This is a genomic window from Gracilibacillus suaedae, assembly GCF_017599345.1.
Taxonomy (GTDB): domain Bacteria; phylum Bacillota; class Bacilli; order Bacillales; family Amphibacillaceae; genus Gracilibacillus; species Gracilibacillus suaedae.
In genome coordinates this window covers 1-19,461 of sequence record NZ_JAGFVL010000018.1, presented here as the reverse complement: position 1 = coordinate 19,461, position 19,461 = coordinate 1, and the positions used below count along the sequence as shown (strand labels likewise).

The following is a 19,461-nucleotide window of genomic DNA, read 5'->3' as shown; positions in this document are numbered from 1 at the left end:
CTTAATTCCCTCCTAATGCTTGTTGAATGTCTTGTTTCAAATCTTCCACTGCCTCAATCCCAACAGAAAATCGAAGTAATGTATCACTAATTCCCCGTCTCTCCCGTTCTTCTCTCGGGATATCTGCGTGGGTTTGGGTTGCTGGGTAGGTAATAAAGCTTTCTACGCCTCCTAAACTTTCTGCAAATGAAATAATTTTTAATTTTTCTAGAAATGGAGAAACGATTGACTTAGCCTGTACTCGAAAACTAATCATAGCTCCTTTGCCAGGATAAAGCACTTCCTCCACTAAGGATAATTCCTTTAAAAAAGCTGCTAATTGTCTAGCATTTTGTTGTTGCTTCTCAAGTCGAAGTGATAATGTTTTCATTCCTCTTATTAAAAGCATCGTATCCAGTGGTGAAAGTACGGCACCAATGGCATTGTGGAGATACGTTAATTGTTCGCCTAATGTAACATCCTTTACTACAACTAGTCCGGCGAGTACATCATTATGTCCACCTAAATATTTGGTAGCGGAATGAATCACAATATCTGCCCCTTGTGTTAAGGGCTGTTGTAAATATGGTGTGTAAAAGGTGTTGTCAACAATAAAGAGTAATTGATGCTTCTTAGCCAATGCGGCTAATTTCTCGATATTAATTTCCAATAAAAGCGGGTTAGTTGGTGTTTCTATGAAAATAGCTTTCGTGTTTGGGTTAATATACTGTTCCATTTCTTCTGCATCTGCATATACTGGTTTGATGTTATAAGATTCTTGAAAATGCTGAAATAATCGATAGCTTCCACCATAAATATCTTCGGTTACGATTATTTCGTCACCTTGTTTGAATAAGGAGAAGACTAGTTGGATAGCGGCCATGCCAGAAGAACAGGCGAATCCTTTAGCACCTTTTTCTAATGTTGCGATCGCATCTTCTACAATTTCCCTTGTAGGATTTGCAGTTCGTGTATAATCATAGCCGGTTGTCTCTCCTAGTGATGGGTGTTGATAGGCGGTTGATAAATAAATAGGTGCTTCTACTGCACCAGTACGTGGATCTTTTCGATTACCTATTTGTGCAAGGGTTGTTTCGATATTGTTCATTTTGATTCATCCTTTCTAAAATAAAAAAAAGAGGTCTTCGATAAGTAGAAGACCTCCTTGATTAAGGTTGCATTCTCTTATCTTTGGTAAATTACCGTCTGGATTTAGCACCATACAATTGCTTTGCTGGTTGCTGAGGTGTCATCGGGCCAGTCCCTAGACCTCTCTCGATAAGATATAATAATTATGGAAATATAATACAAACATCATACATCATTGAGGAAATAATTACAAGGTAAATCTTAAAAAATATTTGGATGGAATCTATTGACAATTACTTAAGAATAGCTTATATTATGTACATCATCAACGGTGGTAAGAAATGAAAATAACATATGATCTTATCAAGAGAGAAGGAGGGAACTGGCCCGACGAATTCTCAGCAACAGGCTAAATAAGCACTGTGCTACTTCCAGCAGGTATTACTTGGCAGATAAGAGGAAAACTCCTACTTTGTCGTCAAGTAGGAGTTTTTCTATATTCATAATCCGAGTTTTCTTATTGGGATAGGGTATTTATACTAAAAATAATTCCACTTTATTGTTGTGGTGAAAGTTGGGATCTGAGATGTTAGCAATCATTGCAATATTAGCTGCTTGTCTATTTGCCTTTAATATTGGAGCAAGTGGTTCAGCAGCTAGCATGAGTATTACGTACGGTACTAAAGTGATCAAGCAACGAAAGTACGCACTAATTATTGCGGGAGTTGGTGCTGTTACGGGTGCGATACTTGGAGGGCAGCATGTTGCGAATACTCTTGGAAAAGGTATCATCTCCGAAGAAATTTTAGATATAAGAATCGCTTGTATTATTTTAGTTGTTTCAGGATTTACATTGTTAATTACGAATTATATTGGAATTCCGTTATCCACGAGTGAGGTGACAGTGGGAGCCATCATTGGAGTAGGTCTCAGTTATCAACAACTGAATCTTCAAATGGTGTTACTCATTATAGCTTTTTGGATCATTATACCAGTTGGGGCTTTTTTAATAACAATGTGTCTTGAAAAAATCAGAAAAAAATTAAATGATAGAATGAATTATCGCCCACCAGTAAAGCTTTTAACTTTTTTATTACTGTTAACTGGTATAATAGAAGCAATTGCTGCTGGTATGAATAATGTAGCGAATACATTAGGACCGTTAGTAGGCGCAGGGATTACTTCAATGGACATGGGTTTACCTTTAATGGCGCTCGTTGTAGCATTAGGTAGTATTTTATTTGGTGGCAGAGTATTAGAAACGAATGCCAAAAAGATTACTTCACTTACTTTAGGCAATGGCATTGTGATTTCTGGTGCAACAGGTGGACTGGTAGTAGTTGCTTCATTGCTAGGTATTCCAATCCCAATGACCCAGGTAACAACTTCAGCGATAGTCGGGATAAATGCCAGCAACCAATTTAAAGAAGTTTGGAAACAAAAAATTATCCACCAAATAGCGAAAGTCTGGATTACATCGCCAATAGTATCGTTAGTGATAGCCTTTGGCTTGACTGAAATAATGGTTCATCAACGTTTTGATCAAGTGATACTACTAACATTAGCCATCATTGCCACTTACATTTTAGTGAGATTTCGAGAAAAACCAAGAATAGCCAATACAAAAAAAGGATGGGATCAACATGGGGAAAGTTTACTTAGTGGGAGCAGGACCAGGAGATGAAGAATTAATTACCGTAAAGGGATTGCGTGCTATACAAGAAGCAGATGTCATCCTGTATGATCGATTGGTAAACCGATCCTTATTAAATCATGCCAAAGAACAAGCTGAATTGATTTTCTGTGGGAAAGAACCACGAAAGCATGGATTGATTCAAGATAAAATAAATGAGCAACTAATTTATTATGCTTCTATCGGAAAAATCGTTACTAGATTAAAAGGAGGAGATCCATTTATTTTCGGCAGAGGTGGAGAAGAAGCCATTCACCTTGAAGAAAATCAAATTGAATATGAAGTGGTGCCTGGAATCACTTCTGGAATAAGTGCTGCAGCATATGCTGGTATTCCGCTCACTCATCGTCATATCAGTGGATCAGTAAGTTTTATTAATGGTTCCAATCCAGAGGCAAAAACAGACAAACAATGGCAGCATATTGCCAATGGAGCTGATACATTGTGTTTTTATATGGGAATAAAGAAGTTTCCGATTATCTGTGAAAAATTAAAGAATGCAGGATTAAGTAAGACAACTCCAGTTTCCATTATTCATTGGGGAACACTTCCAGAACAAAAGACGGTTGTTGCTGATTTAGAAACGATATCAGATAGGTTACATGAAATCAGTAATCCTTCTTTAATCGTGATCGGAGAAGTTGTTCGCCTACAGGAGCAAATTAAATGGTATAAGGAATCAACGGAAGCTTATATGTAAAGAACAATGACTAGTTATCATGATAACTAGTCATTGTTGATTACATTCATAATTTGTTCTTGGTCTTTTTCCCAGTCCCATTGTGGATTTATCCGGTCTATAAATTGTTGCAACTGTTCTTCCGACAAGTCTTTTTTTCCATTAGAGTTGTTAAGATAGGATTTCAGTTCCCATTCTCCGCCTTTTTTATTTTCGATTGTTTTCCACTTCACAGTAAATATATAGTCATTTCCATTAATATCAGCATGAATTAGTAAGATATCCTTGTGTAAAATAAAGCTACTTAACTCCATTAATAAGCACCTCCTAGATCAAGTATATCACAAAATGAAAAGGGTTACATTACTAGAAAGTATTTGGACATTCATCATTTTTTGTAGAATGAATATAAAGGGAATAGAGGAGGTATATGGATGGCTGTAATAAAAGCAAATGAGGCAGATGTGAGGTTACTAGCACGATTAATGAGAGCAGAAGCAGAAGGTGACGGACAGCTCGGTATGTTAATGGTGGGGAATGTAGGAGTAAATCGGGTGAAAGCCCGTTGTTTAGATTTTGAGGATATTAATTCGATAGAACGAATGATATATCAAAGTCCGGGAGGCTTTGAAGCAACACAAAAAGGGTATTTTTATCAACGAGCAAGAGAGAAAGAAATTCGTTTAGCTCGAAAGTCGATCAATGGGGAACGCAATCATCCGGCAAGTTATGCTTTATGGTTCTTTATGCCGCAAGGAACTTGCCCTGAACAATGGTTTGGTCAATGGAATGTAGGACGTTTTAAGAGCCACTGTTTTTATAACCCAACCGAAGCAGATTGCCCGAGCGTATTTCAGACTTTTTAAAGACATTATACGGAGCAGTATTAAAAAACTTTTTTAGCAACTGGAATATGACTAATTTTCTATTCCAGTTGCATGAGCAGTTTTAGACTAATAGGAAGATCTACACTATTCAATTTTTTCTTTGCTTGTTAATTGAAACCTTTGGAAAGAACCATAAAATAATAAAGGTTAACGATCCGATCATAAATAAACCAGTATATACAGTGTGTAAAGCATAGGTTAAACCTTCTTGCATCGATGCCAAAGTTTCAGGAGATATGGTTTCTCTCATTCCTTCATCTAACAACATATCTGTACTGGCAACTTCTAGTTCTTCTCCTCTTTGTTGATAAAAGGATTGTAATCGCATATTTAATATTCCGCCTAGTAGTGATGCACCGACTGCACTGCCAATTATCCGCATGAACATGTTTAGCGAGGTTGCGACCCCTCTTTCATACCAAGACACTGTATTCTGGATCGAGACAATAAAGGTCGTCGAAGATAATCCCATTCCAACACCAACGACAAATGAACTGATTCCAGCATAGATTGGTCCTTTATCTGCATCTAATAAAAAGAATAGGAACGTACCGAGAAATAAGGCAAAACCACCGGCAAAAGCTGTCTTGCTGAACCCTATTCTTAAGACAAGATGTCCTGCTAGTGTAGCCGAAATCGGCCAACCTATCGATAATGTACTTAAGGTGAAACCAGCAACAATAGCAGATTCCCCCATTACGCCTTGGACATATGTCGGAAGAAAACTCGATAGGCCAAGTATGATCATACCGGAAAGTAATGTTGCGATATTGGCAATGACAATTAATTTATTTTTCCATAGGGTTAGTGGCATCATCGGTGATATTGCCTTTTTTTCTTGCCATATAAAGATTGCCATACAAATCACAAAAATCAATAATAAACCAATCGTTTCAAAGGATGTCCATGCCCAATTCGTTCCTGCTTGTACGAAAACAATGATAAGACAAGAGATTGCGATAAAAAACAGACTAGATCCTAGATAATCAATTGATTTTTTCTCTGTATCGACTTTTTCGTGGAAAAAGATCATGACACCAATCAACCCGATTATCCCTATTGGTATATTCATCCAGAAGATCCATGCCCAATCGATAAATTGAACGATAATTCCTCCGAGTAATGGACCAATTACAGAGGAGATACCCCACACACTAGCTAAATACCCTTGAACTTTTGCCCTTTCCTCTACGGTATACATATCACCAACAATAGTAGTAACAATCGGTTGAATCGCGCCAGCACCAAGTCCTTGAATTAAGCGGCATACAATTAATATCCCCATAGTTGGAGCAAGTCCACAAAGAATCGATCCGATTAAAAAGATCACAACACCGATAATAAAAATAGGCTTTCTACCAAAGAGATCTGCTAGCTTTCCATAGATCATCGTTGTGACAGCCTGCATTAATAAAAAGCTAGAAAAAACCCAACTGTATAAAGAAAAACCACCCAAATCAGCAACAATATTAGGCATTGCCGTCGCTACAATTGTTCCTTCTATCGCAGCCATAAACATCGATAATACAAGTGAAGCGAGAACGAGTGGTCGATTCGTCCTTTTGTCTGACATAAGCGTCCGTCCTTTTTTTCTAAGTTGTTTCTATTGTATCAAAAATTAGTAAACATGTATGAAAAAAGCAAATTAGTCATTTATGTGATAAAATAAAGAAAGCGATAACATAGGGAGGGAATGACAGTGCTTCAGAATCGGTTAAACGATTTATTACAAGGATTTCTAAAAAACGGCCCCGCAGGTATAGCTTTATCTGTCAAAAAAGATCAGCAATCAATCTATGAAAATTATTTTGGGTATGCAGATCTGGTAAAACAAAATGAGATAAATAGCAAGACGATTTATCGTATCTATTCCATGTCTAAAGTAATTACGTGTGTAGCAGGATTACAACTAATCGAACAAGGGAAAATTTTGCTGACAGATCCCCTTTCCGCCTATTTACCAGAATTTCAGAACATGCAAGTATTAGAGAATGAACAGCTTGTTCCAGCAAATCAGGAAATCACAGTTAAGGATTTGTTTACGATGACTTCTGGATTAACATATGGTGGGGAACATACAGAGGTAGAGAGAATGACCAGTCAAGTAATGGCAGAGGTGCGAGATGAAGAACGTTCTCTAAATATATCAAAACTGCGATTATTGACAAAAAAACTAAGTGAAAATCCTTTAGAGTTTCATCCGGGTACCCATTGGAAATATGGACTGAGCCATGATGTGCTTGGTGCTTTAATTGAAGAAGTAAGTGGTCAATCATTTGGAGAATACTTAGCTGAAAACATTTTTAATCCATTAGGTATGCAAGATACTTTCTTTAACGTACCACTTGCTAAGAAGCACCGACTAGCAACTCTATATGACCGTCAGGAAACAGGTGAACTAGTAAAGAATACAAGATTAGATAGTTATGCGGAACCGATTGCTGTTTTTGAGAGTGGTGGCGCAGGACTTCACTCTACATTGGAAGATTATCAAAAGTTTGCTCACTGCTTAGCATTAGGTGGAACAATCGATCATGTAACGATTCTAAGCAAGCATACGATTGAATTAATGGCACAAAATCATTTACCTGATGAGCAGCTTCCAGAGTTAGGATGGAATTATGAAAATGGTTATGGGTATGGCCTAGGGGTACGCGTTATGATCGATCAGGCCAGAGGAGGTAGTAATAGTTCGATCGGTGAGTTTGGTTGGTCAGGTTTGGCAGGAACATATGTATTTATTGATCCAAAAGAAAAACTTTCTGCGGTTTATATGCAGCAAATGCTGCCAAACTTCGAGTTTTATCATCAGCCAAGAATACGTAATGTCATTTATGGCGCACTTTTGTAAGGGGGGGAGTTTATATGGCACTGATCAAATGCGACTTTTTCTCAGAGGTATTAACTATTAGTACATCGATGACGGTGATTTTACCTGAAGAAACCTCAACACAAATTGGGCTTAAAAATAATCGGTCGGAAGGAAAGGTTCCAGTTCTGTATTTGTTACATGGATTTAGTGATGATCATACTATCTGGACAAGACGGACATCGATCGAAAGGTATGCAGCGGAATATGGAATTGCGGTTGTTATGCCACAAGTTGATCATAGCTTTTATGCGGATATGCAGTATGGCAAAAAATACTGGACATTCATTTCTGAAGAACTACCACGAAGTGCTCGCTCCTTTTTTCCGTTGTCAGACAAAAGAGATAATAACTTTGTAGCGGGTTTATCAATGGGGGGATATGGTGCTTTTAAGCTAGCATTGCGTAAACCAGAGCAATTTGTGGCAGCGGCAAGTTTATCGGGAGTATTGGATATTGCCACCCATGTAGAAAAAGCTAAAGAAGATGAGAATCCAATTGCAAATTCTTTGTATCAAGTTTATGGGGATCATAACCTTCATGGGACAAATCATGATTTATTTACAGTTATCAAAGGTTTACTTGAAAGTGATCAAGAACTACCGCAATTATTCCAAGCATGTGGTACAGAGGATTTCCTATGGGAGGATAATCAGAAATTTTATCAATTTGCCGAAGAATATAACCTTCCAATCGTACATACTTTCTCAGACGGCGCTCATGACTGGGAATACTGGGATGCAAAAATTCAAGAAGTGTTAGCATGGTTACCGATAAAAAGTAGATCTTGAATAAATGAAGATCATCAACAAATCACAATAGAGAGAAGATGGATTTGTTGAATAAATCGAGATAATCAACAAATCACAAGAGAGAGCAGAAGGATTTGTTGAATAAACCAAGATAATTAACAAATTTCAAGAGAGAGCAGAAGGATTTGTTGAATAAATTAAGATCATCAACAAATCTCAAGAGTAAGAACAAAGATTTGTCACAAAAAAGTGGTAGCAGTACAAACTCAGAAATTAATTTCAAAATAACACTACACACGTCCATAACACAAAGAAAACGTGTGTAGTGTATTGTAACATCATTAAACGTGGACAAGGTCTGCCACGATTTGGTAAGAATTTTTACGTTCTTCATGATCATAAATTTGAGAATTAATAATTACTTCATCTGCTTCTGTTTCTTCGATAAATGCAGCTAATTTTTCTCTTACTACATCTTTGTCTCCTACAATAGTTGATTTACTATTCACAGATTTTTCTACAGATGCTTTTTCATAGATAGTCCACTCATGATCCATATCATCAATAGGTGGCATTAGTTGAGATGGTTTTCCGCGTACCATGGACAAGAATTGCTGTTGTTGAGAAGTTGCTAACCATTTTGCTTTTTCAGTTGTTTCAGCAGCTATAATGTTTACACCAACCATTGCTTGAGGCTTGCTTAGGTGGTTTGATGGTGTAAAACGATCTCGATACAATCGTAATGCTGGTAATGTATAATCAGGTGAAAAATGGCTTGCGAATGCAAATGGCAGTCCTTTTTCAGCAGCAAGTCGAGCACTGAAGTCACTTGAACCAAGTAACCATAACGGCACATTTGCTCCTTGACCAGGAACTGCTGTTACGCGAGCTTCACCTGTAAAATAGGCTTCTAATTCTTCTACCTGACTTGGAAAATCTTCCGGGCTGCTGTTTAAGGTGCGTCTTAGTGCATAAGCTGTAGCCTGATCACTACCTGGAGCACGCCCTAATCCTAAGTCAATCCTATCCGGGTATAGTGCATCGAGCGTTCCAAATTGCTCGGCAATAACTAGTGGTGCATGATTGGGAAGCATAATGCCCCCTGCACCTACGCGAATTTTTTCTGTGTGACTAGCTATATGACTGATAACGAGTGATGTAGCAGAACTGGCAATACCAGGCATATTATGATGTTCCGCCAACCAGTAGCGGTGATATCCCAATTTTTCCACGTGTTGGGCTAAATCGGCACTATTTTGTAAAGATAATGAAGCATCATATCCATGCAAGACGGGTGCTAAGTCTAATATCGAAAATTTAACATTGGAGAATTCTTTTCCCATGTAATCACTCCTTGTTTTACTTGAGGATGTAAGAAATGATACGCTCAAAAGTAGTAAAGGTCTAATAATTTGCTCGGGGGTGTTTTCCATTCAATTAAAGCGTGTATATGATGAAGTGAGTAAAGAAGATGGTTTTCGAATTCTTGTTGACCGTGTTTGGCCTCGCGGGGTTTCAAAAGAAAGGGCACAGATAGATGTATGGTTAAAAGAAGTTGGTCCTTCACCTAAGTTAAGAAAATGGTTTGATCATGACCCTGCTAAATTTGATCAGTTTAAGCAGTTATATTTAAAAGAATTAGAGCATGACTTAGAAAAACGAGAAGCATTAGATCAATTGCGTACTTATGGTGAGGAGTATAAGCATAACATTACATTAGTGTTTGCTGCGAAAGAGCAGCAGTATAATCATGTAGTCATACTGAAGGAGTTAATTTCATAATAAAAAACCGCTTATGCTAAAAAGCATAAGCGGTTTTCTCAGTTAAGCGCTAAATTAGTTTTTTACTACGTTAGCTGCTTGTGGTCCACGGTTACCTTCTTCAATATCGAAAGTTACGCTTTGACCTTCTTCAAGTGTTTTAAAGCCTTCGCCTTGGATAGCAGAGAAGTGTACGAATACGTCGTCTTGTCCTTCAACTTCGATAAATCCAAAACCTTTGTCTGCGTTAAACCATTTTACTGTACCTTGTACCATATTTCTTTTCCTCCTAGTGTGAACCGTTCACACAATTGTATTACTATTCTTGCTCTTGCCTCAAAACGAAAACTTTACGTTACGATACTTGAAGGTGTCATCGAACAAAATAGCTAAGGCAATTATAGCAAGTTAAGATTGAAATTGCAAGTTAATGTTGAAATATTTTCGTTTTTACTTTTTGCGCTGATTTTGTTCAGTTCCATGTATGGCATCTGTATTATTTCCACCAGGTGGTACAATCGGATAGACATTCACTTCTTCTTCAATGAGAAAGTCTAATACTGCCGGCTGCTTTGACGCAAAAGCTTGACTAATGACTTTTTCTGCTTCTGTTTTAATCGATGCACGATACCCTTTGACACCAAAACTTTCTGCAAATGTAAGAAAATCAGGAGAGCTAATTTTTACCTGAGAATATTTATTTTTATAAAATAGTTGCTGCCATTGCCGCACCATACCTAAATAACCGTTTCGTAAAATAATTATTTTTATGTTTAGGTTATGCTGAGCGACGTGATAGAGCTCTTGAATATTCATTTGAATACTGCCATCACCAGTGAAACATATAACTGTTTGCTCTTTTTTTCCTACTGCAGCGCCAATTGCAGCTGGTAGTCCGTAGCCCATTGTTCCAAAGCCCCCAGAGGTTAGTAATTGTCGCGGACGGCGAAATGGAAAGTGTAATGCGGTCCACATTTGATGCTGACCGACATCAGTGGCTACAATAGTATTCTTACCAGCATATTGGTCTATTATTCGGATGATATCATCGGGCTTTAACTTGCTGCTAGAAGTTGAAAACTGTGGTGAAGTTTTATTCCAACTCAACACTTCATTAACCCAATGATTGCCATTAAAGTTTTTTAATTGGTCTATGAAAGCAGTTAAAACAGGTTTAATATCACTAATAATAGGAATGTCAACTGGAATGTTTTTGTTCACTTCAGCTGGGTCGATATCTACTTGGATTTTAAGGGAATGAGGTGAAAAACCCTTCGCTCTCCCTGTAATTCGATCACTAAAGCGAACCCCTAAGCAAATAAGTAAATCACAACGATGTACGGCACGGTTAGCAGCGAAGGTCCCATGCATGCCTACCATACCTAAATGCAGCGGATGATTCACATCGATGGCACCTAACCCCATTAATGTACTAGTAAAAGGAATGTTTGTGAGATTGATAAATGTATCAAGAAGGTGATAGCAGCCTGAACTAATCACCCCACCACCAATTAATAAAAGTGGTTTTTTTGCTCTTCTAATTTGCTGGACTGCTTTATTAAGTTGGGGCAGGGGGACGGACGGAAGTACTTTCTCGGAAGTGTAAAGCTCTCGAGAGTGAAGTGGTGGTGAATCGATATGTTCGATTAACTGATTAGAAAATGCGATTATAACTGTACCTTTCCGCCCAGTACTTGCAATTTGTTCCGCTGCCCTAATGATAGATGGAAAATCTTCTAGGTGTTCGATTTGAAAGTAATGTTTACTTATAGGTTTGGTGATGGTTTCAATGTCGAGACACTCATCTTGTGTATTCGTTTTTTGAATAAAGACTAACAGTGGTATGCTATCTAATTGGGCAGTTGCAATACCAGTTACAGCATTGGTTATCCCGAAATCTGTTGTAATAAAAGCAACACCGGTTTTGCCGGTAGCACGAGCATAACCATCTGCTGCATGAATAATGGATTGCTCATGTGTTAATTGTTGGTGTAAGATATCTTTGTCATACTTTAACAGTAATGACTGAAATACAGAACCGAAAATGGTGTCCACCCCGATATTTTTTAACGATTGTGTAATATAGGAGTCTTTATGGATAGCTTTATTTTGTCGTTGCATTGTACATTCATCCCTTTATCCTTTTCGTGTTATTGTAATCTGCTATCCATACTCACGTAGTGATGTATATCACGTAAAGTGAAGTGGGTGTAATTGGACAAAAAGCCATTTGTGAATTAAGGAGCGTACCAAATGTCAGTTATAAAAGAGAATATTAAACATCTATTTACCGGATATTTTGCATTAGTTATGGCAACAGGTGCATTATCGATTGCTTCACATTTACTTGGATTTATAAAAATAAGTCAGGCGCTTTTATTTTGTAATATTATTTTTTATACAATAATCACTATTCTAACCATTGTTAGAGTCACCTTTTATTTCAGAAACGTCATAGAAGATTTAACAAGTCATTTAAAAGGTCCGGGTTTCTTTACTTTAGTAGCAGGAACGAATGTTTTTGGCAGTCAGCTTGTAATCCTTGAGGAAAAGTACAGTGTGGCTTTTATTTTGTGGATGTGTTCTATCGTATTATGGATTGTTATTATGTATGCTTTTTTTACTGCAGTTACCATTAGAGAAGAGAAACCAACACTGGCTGAAGGAATTAATGGAGCATGGTTAATTGCGACCGTTGCTACTCAATCGGTTGCCATATTAGGGGTATTACTAATTCCGTTTTATGAAAATCAAGCATTAATTGGTTTTATAAACTTCTTTACTCTATCCATGTTTTTATTAGGATGTATGCTGTATTTAAGTATTATAACGTTAATATTTTATCGCTTTACTTTTTTGCATTTAAAGCATGCTTCCTTAACACCTCCTTATTGGATTAATATGGGGGCAGTAGCAATTACAACACTTGCAGGTTCGTTGATTATTATGAATGCAGTCGGTTCACTTTTTATTGAACAATTCGTATCCTTTATCAAAGGGTTCACATTATTTTTCTGGGTAACTGGTACATGGTGGATTCCGCTGTTAGTTATTTTGATGTATTGGCGTTATATAGTCCATCGTTTTCCGATTAATTATGATTATCAGATGTGGGGAATGGTGTTCCCGCTTGCAATGTATACGACATCTACTTATCAGTTGTCTGAAGCACTAGCGATCCCTTTTCTAAAAAATATTTCTCATGTATTTATTTACCCAGCGTGGATTACATGGGGGTTTGGCATTATATTACTTATCGTCCACCTTTACATAGATCTTGTCAGACAAAGATGACCTTGTTATTGTTACGAAAATTTAGTATGATGTAGTGATGGGAACTAGAGCTATTATGGAAATGAGGGATTCGGATGAAACGCTCGATTTATTCATTGACATTTGATCAACTACAAGAATGGTTAATAGAACATGGTCAAAAAAAATTCCGTGCAAAACAAGTTTGGAATTGGTTGTATAAAAAAAGAGTGAATACATTTGCAGAAATGTATAATTTAAATAAAGATTGCCAACTGGTATTAAAGGAAAACTTCTATTTAGGTACATTAGAACAGGAAATTAAACAGGAATCGAAGGATGGAACGATTAAGTTTTTATTTAAGCTTTCCGATGGTAATTTAATTGAAACAGTCCTAATGAAATTTAGTTATGGTTATTCAGTCTGTGTGACAACACAAGTCGGATGTAATATTGGCTGTTCGTTTTGCGCGAGTGGTTTATTAACGAAGAATCGCGATCTTTCTGCTGGTGAAATCGTTGAACAAATAATGAATGTGCAAAAACACTTGGATACTAAAGGGAAAGAGGAACGGGTGAGTCATATTGTTGTCATGGGGATCGGTGAACCATTTGACAATTATGATAACATGATGGATTTTTTACGAATTGTTAACGACCAAGAAGGGCTTTCTATCGGTGCAAGACATATTACCGTTTCAACAAGTGGTTTAGCTAAACGTATTTATGATTTTGCTGATGAGAATTTACAAGTGAATTTGGCGCTGTCATTACACGCTCCTAATAATGAGTTGCGAACAAAAATTATGAAAATTAATAAAGCTTTTCCATTAGAAAAATTAATGCCAGCAATCGATTATTATTTAGAAAAAACCAACCGTCGCATTACTTTTGAATATATTTTGCTTAAAGATGTTAATGATCATAAAAAAGAAGCAGAACAATTAGTGTCTTTGTTAAAAGACAAACGTCATTTGTCCTATGTCAATTTAATTCCATATAACCCTGTTGATGAACACAATCAATATGATCGAAGTGAGAAAAAGGCAATTTTAGATTTTTATCAAGTATTATTGGAAAATGGCATTAACTGTGGTGTCCGTGTTGAACACGGTACAGATATTGATGCAGCATGTGGACAGCTTCGTAGTAAACAAATCAAAAAAGATAAAGAAAAACAAAAAGCGTAAAGAGTATCCAGCGGGTACTCTTTTTTACGTAAAGGTTACTCTCTGATAAATGGGAGTTGAAGCGGACATTTGTTCCGTTATTTGTGACAAAAATGCCGTTTTTGATGAAGCTGTGGACATCTATTCCGCTATTCATCGAAAATAGTATTAATTCAACCTGAAATGAACCGAATAAGGGATTAAATGTCCGTCAACACCGAAATTTGGTAGTTATTTCGCCAAATAACGCACTAAATGTCCGCTCAACAAATGCTTTTCCACACAAGCATAGAGGTCAGCAATTATTTAGTGCAAGATGCAATCGATTGCTTTGTCTGTATAATGATATTTCTAATTCTATAAATACTATTGACATAAAAACATTAAATGATAATATTATATGTATGCAATCGCTTGCGCAATTTTTAGAAGAAATTATAGTGTCTCCGAATTTAAAAGGAAGAAAGAGGAAAAGAGAAGGCACTTGTTACATATATTAAGGGGGTTATTCTATGAATAGAAAATGGTGGAAAGAAGCAGTAGCATATCAAATTTACCCGCGCAGTTTTATGGATTCAAATGGAGACGGAATCGGAGATATACAAGGTGTTATTAAGAAGCTTGATTATCTAAAAGACTTAGGTATTGATGTGATTTGGATCAGTCCTGTTTATGAGTCACCTAATGATGATAACGGATACGATATTAGTGACTATCAGAAGATTATGGATGATTTCGGAACAATGGAAGATTTCGACCTGCTTCTGGAAGAAGTACATAGTCGTAATATGAAATTAATCATGGATTTAGTTATTAATCACACTTCTGATGAGCATGAATGGTTTATGGAGTCACGTTCATCTAAAGATAATCCGTATCGTAATTATTATATTTGGCATCCTGGTAAAGATGGAAAAGAGCCAAACAATTGGGAATCAATCTTTGGCGGCTCTGCCTGGGAATATGACGAGAAGACTCAAGAATATTATATGCATGTTTTTTCTACTAAACAACCTGATTTAAACTGGGAGAATCCAGATGTACGACAGGATCTTTATGATATGGTGAATTGGTGGTTAGAAAAAGGGATTGATGGATTTAGGGTGGATGCGATATCTCATATAAAAAAAGTGCCAGGGTTTCCTGATATGCCAAACCCTGATAACAAAAAATATGTACCTTCCTTCGATGGTCATATGAATCGCCCAGGTATTGATAAGTTTTTAAAAGAATTTGCGAAGGAGACCATTCATCATTATGATATTATGACGGTTGGTGAAGCGAATGGTGTAACGGTAGAGGATGCTGATCAATGGGTTGGTGAGGAAGCAGGATATTTTGATATGATTTTTCAATTTGAGCATCTAGGTCTGTGGAATATGAGTGCAGAAGGGAGATTAGATATTCACACTTTAAAACAAACTTTGACAAAGTGGCAAAAAGGGTTGGAAGGTGTTGGGTGGAATGCGCTTTTTTTAGAAAACCATGACCAGCCTCGTTCGGTTTCGACTTGGGGAAACGACGATCAATATCATGAGCAATCAGCGAAATGTTTAGCAACTATGTTTTTCTTTATGCATGGGACACCTTTTATTTATCAAGGACAAGAGATCGGTATGACTAATGTACAGTTTGATTCGATTGATGATTATAACGATGTAGCGATCAAAAATATGTATGAAAACGAGATTGCAGAAGGTAAATCACATGAAACAATCATGAAGAAGATTTGGAAGAGTGGTCGTGATAATTCCAGAACGCCTATGCAATGGAGCCCTGATGTAAATGGAGGTTTTTCGAGCGGTACACCTTGGTTGAAAGTCAATCCAAACTATAAGGAAATAAATGTGGCAGTTCAGCAAGAAAATCCGAACTCTATATTACAATACTATAAAAGAATGATTGCGACACGAAAGCGATACGAGGTTCTAGTGTATGGCAGTTATGAACTTGAGTTAGCAAATCACGACAAGGTGTATGCATATACCCGATACTTAGAGAAACAAGGTGCATTTATTATAACGAACTTGTTTGATACAGAGGCGGAAGTAAACATTCCCACACATGTCCTTGAAAAATCTCCTGAATTAGTATTAACAAATGTAAATGGAAAGCAATTATCTGAAAAAATGGTTTTGCAGCCTTATGAAGCAAAGGTTTATATCTGGTAATGAACACTCCTTGACAAAATTCAGACATTTCTTTAAACTATCAGAAAGTAAAGCAGATTAAGTACAATAAAGCATATATATGACGATGAAGAGGAATAGTAGTTATAGGATTAGGCTAAGAGAGGTGGCGGTCGGTGTGAGTCACTCCTATCCTGTTACGAACTCGCCTCAGATGTTACAAAAGTGAACAAGTCTAGTAGCTTTTGTCGTTATCCGCGTTAAGGAGTTTAAGTGGGTGTTAACGAATAGCTTAACACTAATGTTGGGTGGTACCGCGGGAATCTCTCTCGTCCCATTTTGGGATCAGGGAGATTTTTTTGCGTTAAAGAACGTATGTTCGGTATATGTATAATGGTTTGAAGGAGGAAGGAAGATATGTCATTTGATCATAAACAAATTGAAGAAAAATGGCGCAATTATTGGATAGAAAATAAAACATTTGCAACGAATGCGGGTTCTGATAAGGATAAATTTTATGCGTTAGATATGTTCCCTTATCCATCTGGGGCTGGTTTGCACGTTGGACATCCAGAAGGTTATACAGCAACAGATATCTTATCAAGAATGAAACGAATGCAAGGATATGAAGTATTACACCCAATTGGTTGGGATGCATTTGGTCTGCCGGCTGAACAATATGCGTTAGATACAGGAAATGACCCGGCAGATTTTACAGAACAGAATATTAATACCTTTCGTCGACAAATTCAGGAGTTAGGTTTCTCTTATGATTGGGATCGCGAAGTGAATACAACAGATCCAAATTATTATAAATGGACGCAATGGATTTTCTTGAAGCTGTACGAAAAAGGATTAGCCTATATTGATGAAGTTCCAGTCAACTGGTGCCCAGCCTTAGGTACTGTACTAGCTAATGAAGAAGTAATAGATGGAAAAAGTGAGCGTGGCGGACATCCAGTTGAACGAAAACCGATGAAGCAGTGGATGTTAAAAATCACAGCTTATGCTGATCGTTTATTGGAAGATTTAGATGAGTTAGATTGGCCGGAAAGTATAAAAGACATGCAGCGTAACTGGATTGGCCGTTCTGAGGGTGCAGAAGTCATTTTTGATATCGATGCTCATGATGAATCCTTTACCGTTTTTACAACACGGCCGGATACATTATTTGGTGCTACTTATGCTGTGTTAGCCCCAGAGCACCCGCTAGTGGATAAAGTGGTTACAGCTGAGCAACAGGGAGATGTCAATGTATACTTAGATAACGTAAAGACAAAAAGTGACTTAGAACGAACAGACCTAGCCAAAGATAAAACAGGCGTTTTCACTGGAGCATATGCAATTAATCCAATTAACGGAAAGAAGCTTCCTATTTGGGTGGCAGATTATGTGTTAATGACTTATGGTTCTGGTGCAATCATGGCGGTTCCGGCACATGATGAGCGTGACTATGAGTTTGCGAAACAATTTAACCTTGAAATTATCCCTGTTTTAGAAGGTGGCAATATAGAAAAAGAAGCATTTACGGGTGATGGTCCACACATCAACTCAGAGTTTTTGAATGGATTAAATAAAGAAGAAGCTATCGCTAAAGCAATCAATTGGTTAGAGGATAAAAAGAGAGGGGAACGAAAAGTAACTTATCGCCTTCGCGACTGGTTATTCAGTCGTCAACGCTATTGGGGAGAACCAATCCCAGTTATCCATTGGGAAGATGGCTCTATGTCTGCTGTTCCAGAGGAAGAGTTACCATTGGTACTTCCCAAAACTGTTGAAATAAAGCCTTCGGGAACAGGAGAGTCTCCACTTGCTAATATAGAAGATTGGGTCAATGTGACAGATCCTGAAACAGGTATGAAAGGTCGCCGTGAAACAAATACGATGCCACAATGGGCAGGGAGTTGTTGGTATTTCTTACGTTATGTCGATCCACATAATCCTGAGAAGCTTGCGGATTTTAATACATTGAAGGAATGGCTGCCTGTTGATGTTTATATAGGTGGTGCTGAGCATGCTGTATTACACTTGTTGTATGCACGATTTTGGCACAAGTTTTTATATGATATCGGTGTTGTACCGACTAAAGAGCCATTTCAAAAATTGTTTAACCAAGGTATGATTCTTGGTGAAAATAATGAAAAGATGAGTAAATCCAAAGGCAATGTTGTGAATCCAGATGAGATTGTCCAAACACATGGTGCTGATACATTAAGGCTGTATGAAATGTTCATGGGGCCATTAGATGCTTCTGTGGCATGGAGTACCAATGGATTAGACGGTGCAAGACGATTCTTAGATCGTGTTTGGCGTTTGTTTGTAACGGATGACCATCAATTATCTAATAAAGTAACGGAAGCAGATCGTTCAGATGATTTAGAAAAAATCTATCATGAAACAGTAAAAGTAGTTACACAGAATTTTGAAGGTTTAAGATTCAACACTGGTATCTCACAGATGATGGTATTTATTAATGAAGCTTATAAAGCGGAGGAAATCCCAAGAGTGTATGTGAAAGGATTTGTGAAGTTGTTATCACCTGTGGCTCCGCACTTAACAGAAGAGATTTGGCAGTTGCTTGGACATGATGACACATTAGCGTATGAGCAATGGCCAGAATATGACGAATCTAAATTAGTGGAAAATGAAGTAGAGATTGTCATTCAAATTATGGGGAAAGTTCGTGCGAAAATGTTGGTGGATAAAAATGCGTCTAAAGACGAAATCGAACAAAAAGCTTTAGAACAAGAAGCTATCAAAGAACGTATTGAAGGGAAAACGGTGCGTAAAGTGATTGTAGTACCTGGTAAGTTAGTGAATATTGTTGCGAATTAAATAGCGCGCTTTCGATATACTTCATATATAAACCCGTTTCTAGTTGTAGAAGCGGGTTTTGACATTAACTAATGACCAACTAGAATTACGTTATATTAAAATTTTGATGTATATTTTAATTTGTATCATTCCATAATAAAATTTGAAATATGGTATTGACTTTTTGTTACACAATCTGTATCATTGTAAAAGTTGACTCGTTAAAAAGAGCTCAAAAAAATTATTGACAGATATATAGCGATTTGCTATAATTTATTTGTCGCTTCAAAATGACATTGATCTTTGAAAACTGAACAAAACAACCAGTATGATTATAAACATGAAACAAGCTAGCTTATAGAAGCGAGCGCAAGTCAACTTTTATTGA

Annotated in this window: 16 protein-coding genes, 2 riboswitches and 1 other annotated feature; of the genes, 10 read left to right on the top strand and 6 right to left on the bottom strand. The window is 37.1% G+C overall.

Features of this window, described 5'->3' with window-relative positions; translation table 11 throughout:
• Position 1: 1 nt before the first annotated feature.
• Positions 2–1,087 carry a methionine biosynthesis PLP-dependent protein gene (locus J5J03_RS03985; RefSeq protein WP_208586261.1) on the bottom strand — a complete coding sequence of 362 codons (1,086 nt, stop codon included), beginning with the start codon at positions 1,085–1,087 and terminating at the stop codon, positions 2–4.
• 74 nt (positions 1,088–1,161) lie between these two features.
• A riboswitch (SAM riboswitch) is annotated at positions 1,162–1,264 on the bottom strand.
• A 161-nt stretch (positions 1,265–1,425) separates the two neighbouring features.
• A riboswitch (SAM riboswitch) is annotated at positions 1,426–1,527 on the top strand.
• Between the two features lie 127 nt (positions 1,528–1,654).
• Here J5J03_RS03985 and J5J03_RS03980 point away from each other — a divergent pair.
• The gene (locus J5J03_RS03980; RefSeq protein WP_231710595.1) at positions 1,655–2,752 is read left to right on the top strand and encodes an inorganic phosphate transporter; all 1,098 of its coding nucleotides are present in this window, start codon (positions 1,655–1,657) and stop codon (positions 2,750–2,752) included.
• Positions 2,712–3,461 carry a uroporphyrinogen-III C-methyltransferase gene (gene cobA, locus J5J03_RS03975; protein ID WP_208586257.1) on the top strand — a complete coding sequence of 250 codons (750 nt, stop codon included), beginning with the start codon at positions 2,712–2,714 and terminating at the stop codon, positions 3,459–3,461. The genes J5J03_RS03980 and cobA overlap by 41 nt, the downstream gene beginning before the upstream one ends.
• Before the next feature lie 26 nt (positions 3,462–3,487).
• Here the strand turns inward: cobA and J5J03_RS03970 are convergent, their stop codons facing one another.
• The gene (locus J5J03_RS03970; RefSeq protein WP_208586255.1) at positions 3,488–3,754 is read right to left on the bottom strand and encodes a hypothetical protein; all 267 of its coding nucleotides are present in this window, start codon (positions 3,752–3,754) and stop codon (positions 3,488–3,490) included.
• Positions 3,755–3,874: 120 nt separating this feature from the next.
• Here J5J03_RS03970 and J5J03_RS03965 point away from each other — a divergent pair, with 120 nt between their 5' ends.
• Entirely contained in the window at positions 3,875–4,306 is a 432-nt protein-coding gene (locus J5J03_RS03965) for a cell wall hydrolase (protein WP_208586254.1), read from the top strand.
• A 109-nt stretch (positions 4,307–4,415) separates the two neighbouring features.
• Here the strand turns inward: J5J03_RS03965 and J5J03_RS03960 are convergent, their stop codons facing one another.
• Positions 4,416–5,900 (bottom strand): MDR family MFS transporter, encoded by a 1,485-nt coding sequence (locus J5J03_RS03960; RefSeq protein ID WP_208586251.1) that lies wholly within the window; start codon positions 5,898–5,900, stop codon positions 4,416–4,418.
• Between the two features lie 126 nt (positions 5,901–6,026).
• Between J5J03_RS03960 and J5J03_RS03955 the strand changes: the two genes are divergently transcribed.
• Positions 6,027–7,178 carry a serine hydrolase domain-containing protein gene (locus J5J03_RS03955; protein WP_407927794.1) on the top strand — a complete coding sequence of 384 codons (1,152 nt, stop codon included), beginning with the start codon at positions 6,027–6,029 and terminating at the stop codon, positions 7,176–7,178.
• A 14-nt stretch (positions 7,179–7,192) separates the two neighbouring features.
• Positions 7,193–7,987, top strand: a complete 795-nt coding sequence (locus J5J03_RS03950; protein WP_208586247.1) for an alpha/beta hydrolase — start codon at positions 7,193–7,195, stop codon at positions 7,985–7,987.
• Positions 7,988–8,289: 302 nt separating this feature from the next.
• Here J5J03_RS03950 and J5J03_RS03945 read toward each other — a convergent pair whose 3' ends face one another.
• Positions 8,290–9,291 carry an LLM class flavin-dependent oxidoreductase gene (locus tag J5J03_RS03945; RefSeq protein WP_208586245.1) on the bottom strand — a complete coding sequence of 334 codons (1,002 nt, stop codon included), beginning with the start codon at positions 9,289–9,291 and terminating at the stop codon, positions 8,290–8,292.
• Positions 9,292–9,370: 79 nt separating this feature from the next.
• Here J5J03_RS03945 and J5J03_RS03940 point away from each other — a divergent pair, with 79 nt between their 5' ends.
• On the top strand, positions 9,371–9,730 hold the full coding sequence (locus J5J03_RS03940) for a DUF488 domain-containing protein (protein ID WP_208586243.1): 360 nt from the start codon (positions 9,371–9,373) through the stop codon (positions 9,728–9,730).
• A gap of 54 nt (positions 9,731–9,784) precedes the next feature.
• Here J5J03_RS03940 and J5J03_RS03935 read toward each other — a convergent pair whose 3' ends face one another.
• Both J5J03_RS03935 and ilvB read right to left on the bottom strand, forming a co-directional pair.
• Entirely contained in the window at positions 9,785–9,985 is a 201-nt protein-coding gene (locus tag J5J03_RS03935; RefSeq protein ID WP_018934369.1) for a cold-shock protein, read from the bottom strand.
• 174 nt (positions 9,986–10,159) lie between these two features.
• Complete coding sequence (ilvB, locus tag J5J03_RS03930; protein WP_208586242.1) at positions 10,160–11,830, bottom strand: biosynthetic-type acetolactate synthase large subunit; 1,671 nt, start codon at positions 11,828–11,830, stop codon at positions 10,160–10,162.
• Positions 11,831–11,962: 132 nt separating this feature from the next.
• On the opposite strand from ilvB, the gene J5J03_RS03925 reads away from it, so the two are divergent.
• The 4 genes from J5J03_RS03925 (at position 11,963) to leuS (ending at position 19,094) form a co-directional block, all read left to right on the top strand.
• Positions 11,963–13,003, top strand: coding sequence for a tellurite resistance/C4-dicarboxylate transporter family protein (locus J5J03_RS03925; RefSeq protein ID WP_208586241.1), 1,041 nt, complete (start codon positions 11,963–11,965; stop codon positions 13,001–13,003).
• 74 nt (positions 13,004–13,077) lie between these two features.
• A complete protein-coding gene (rlmN, locus tag J5J03_RS03920; RefSeq protein WP_208586240.1) occupies positions 13,078–14,151 on the top strand; it encodes a 23S rRNA (adenine(2503)-C(2))-methyltransferase RlmN in 1,074 nt (357 codons plus the stop codon).
• 491 nt (positions 14,152–14,642) lie between these two features.
• On the top strand, positions 14,643–16,301 hold the full coding sequence (locus J5J03_RS03915; protein WP_208586239.1) for a glycoside hydrolase family 13 protein: 1,659 nt from the start codon (positions 14,643–14,645) through the stop codon (positions 16,299–16,301).
• Between the two features lie 76 nt (positions 16,302–16,377).
• Positions 16,378–16,599, top strand: a binding site (T-box leader).
• Between the two features lie 77 nt (positions 16,600–16,676).
• A complete protein-coding gene (gene leuS, locus J5J03_RS03910; protein WP_208586237.1) occupies positions 16,677–19,094 on the top strand; it encodes a leucine--tRNA ligase in 2,418 nt (805 codons plus the stop codon).
• Positions 19,095–19,461: the final 367 nt, after the last annotated feature.

Bases quoted from the DNA above. Each gene is read 5' to 3' on its own strand.
- J5J03_RS03935 (WP_018934369.1), bottom strand. From the start codon at position 9,985: ATGGTACAAGGTACAGTAAAATGGTTTAACGCAGACAAAGGTTTTGGA.
- J5J03_RS03985 (WP_208586261.1), bottom strand. From the start codon at position 1,087: ATGAACAATATCGAAACAACCCTTGCACAAATAGGTAATCGAAAAGAT.
- J5J03_RS03970 (WP_208586255.1), bottom strand. From the start codon at position 3,754: ATGGAGTTAAGTAGCTTTATTTTACACAAGGATATCTTACTAATTCAT.
- cobA (WP_208586257.1), top strand. From the start codon at position 2,712: ATGGGGAAAGTTTACTTAGTGGGAGCAGGACCAGGAGATGAAGAATTA.
- J5J03_RS03960 (WP_208586251.1), bottom strand. From the start codon at position 5,900: ATGTCAGACAAAAGGACGAATCGACCACTCGTTCTCGCTTCACTTGTA.
- J5J03_RS03945 (WP_208586245.1), bottom strand. From the start codon at position 9,291: ATGGGAAAAGAATTCTCCAATGTTAAATTTTCGATATTAGACTTAGCA.
- J5J03_RS03950 (WP_208586247.1), top strand. From the start codon at position 7,193: ATGGCACTGATCAAATGCGACTTTTTCTCAGAGGTATTAACTATTAGT.
- leuS (WP_208586237.1), top strand. From the start codon at position 16,677: ATGTCATTTGATCATAAACAAATTGAAGAAAAATGGCGCAATTATTGG.
- J5J03_RS03915 (WP_208586239.1), top strand. From the start codon at position 14,643: ATGAATAGAAAATGGTGGAAAGAAGCAGTAGCATATCAAATTTACCCG.
- rlmN (WP_208586240.1), top strand. From the start codon at position 13,078: ATGAAACGCTCGATTTATTCATTGACATTTGATCAACTACAAGAATGG.
- J5J03_RS03980 (WP_231710595.1), top strand. From the start codon at position 1,655: ATGTTAGCAATCATTGCAATATTAGCTGCTTGTCTATTTGCCTTTAAT.
- ilvB (WP_208586242.1), bottom strand. From the start codon at position 11,830: ATGCAACGACAAAATAAAGCTATCCATAAAGACTCCTATATTACACAA.
- J5J03_RS03965 (WP_208586254.1), top strand. From the start codon at position 3,875: ATGGCTGTAATAAAAGCAAATGAGGCAGATGTGAGGTTACTAGCACGA.
- J5J03_RS03925 (WP_208586241.1), top strand. From the start codon at position 11,963: ATGTCAGTTATAAAAGAGAATATTAAACATCTATTTACCGGATATTTT.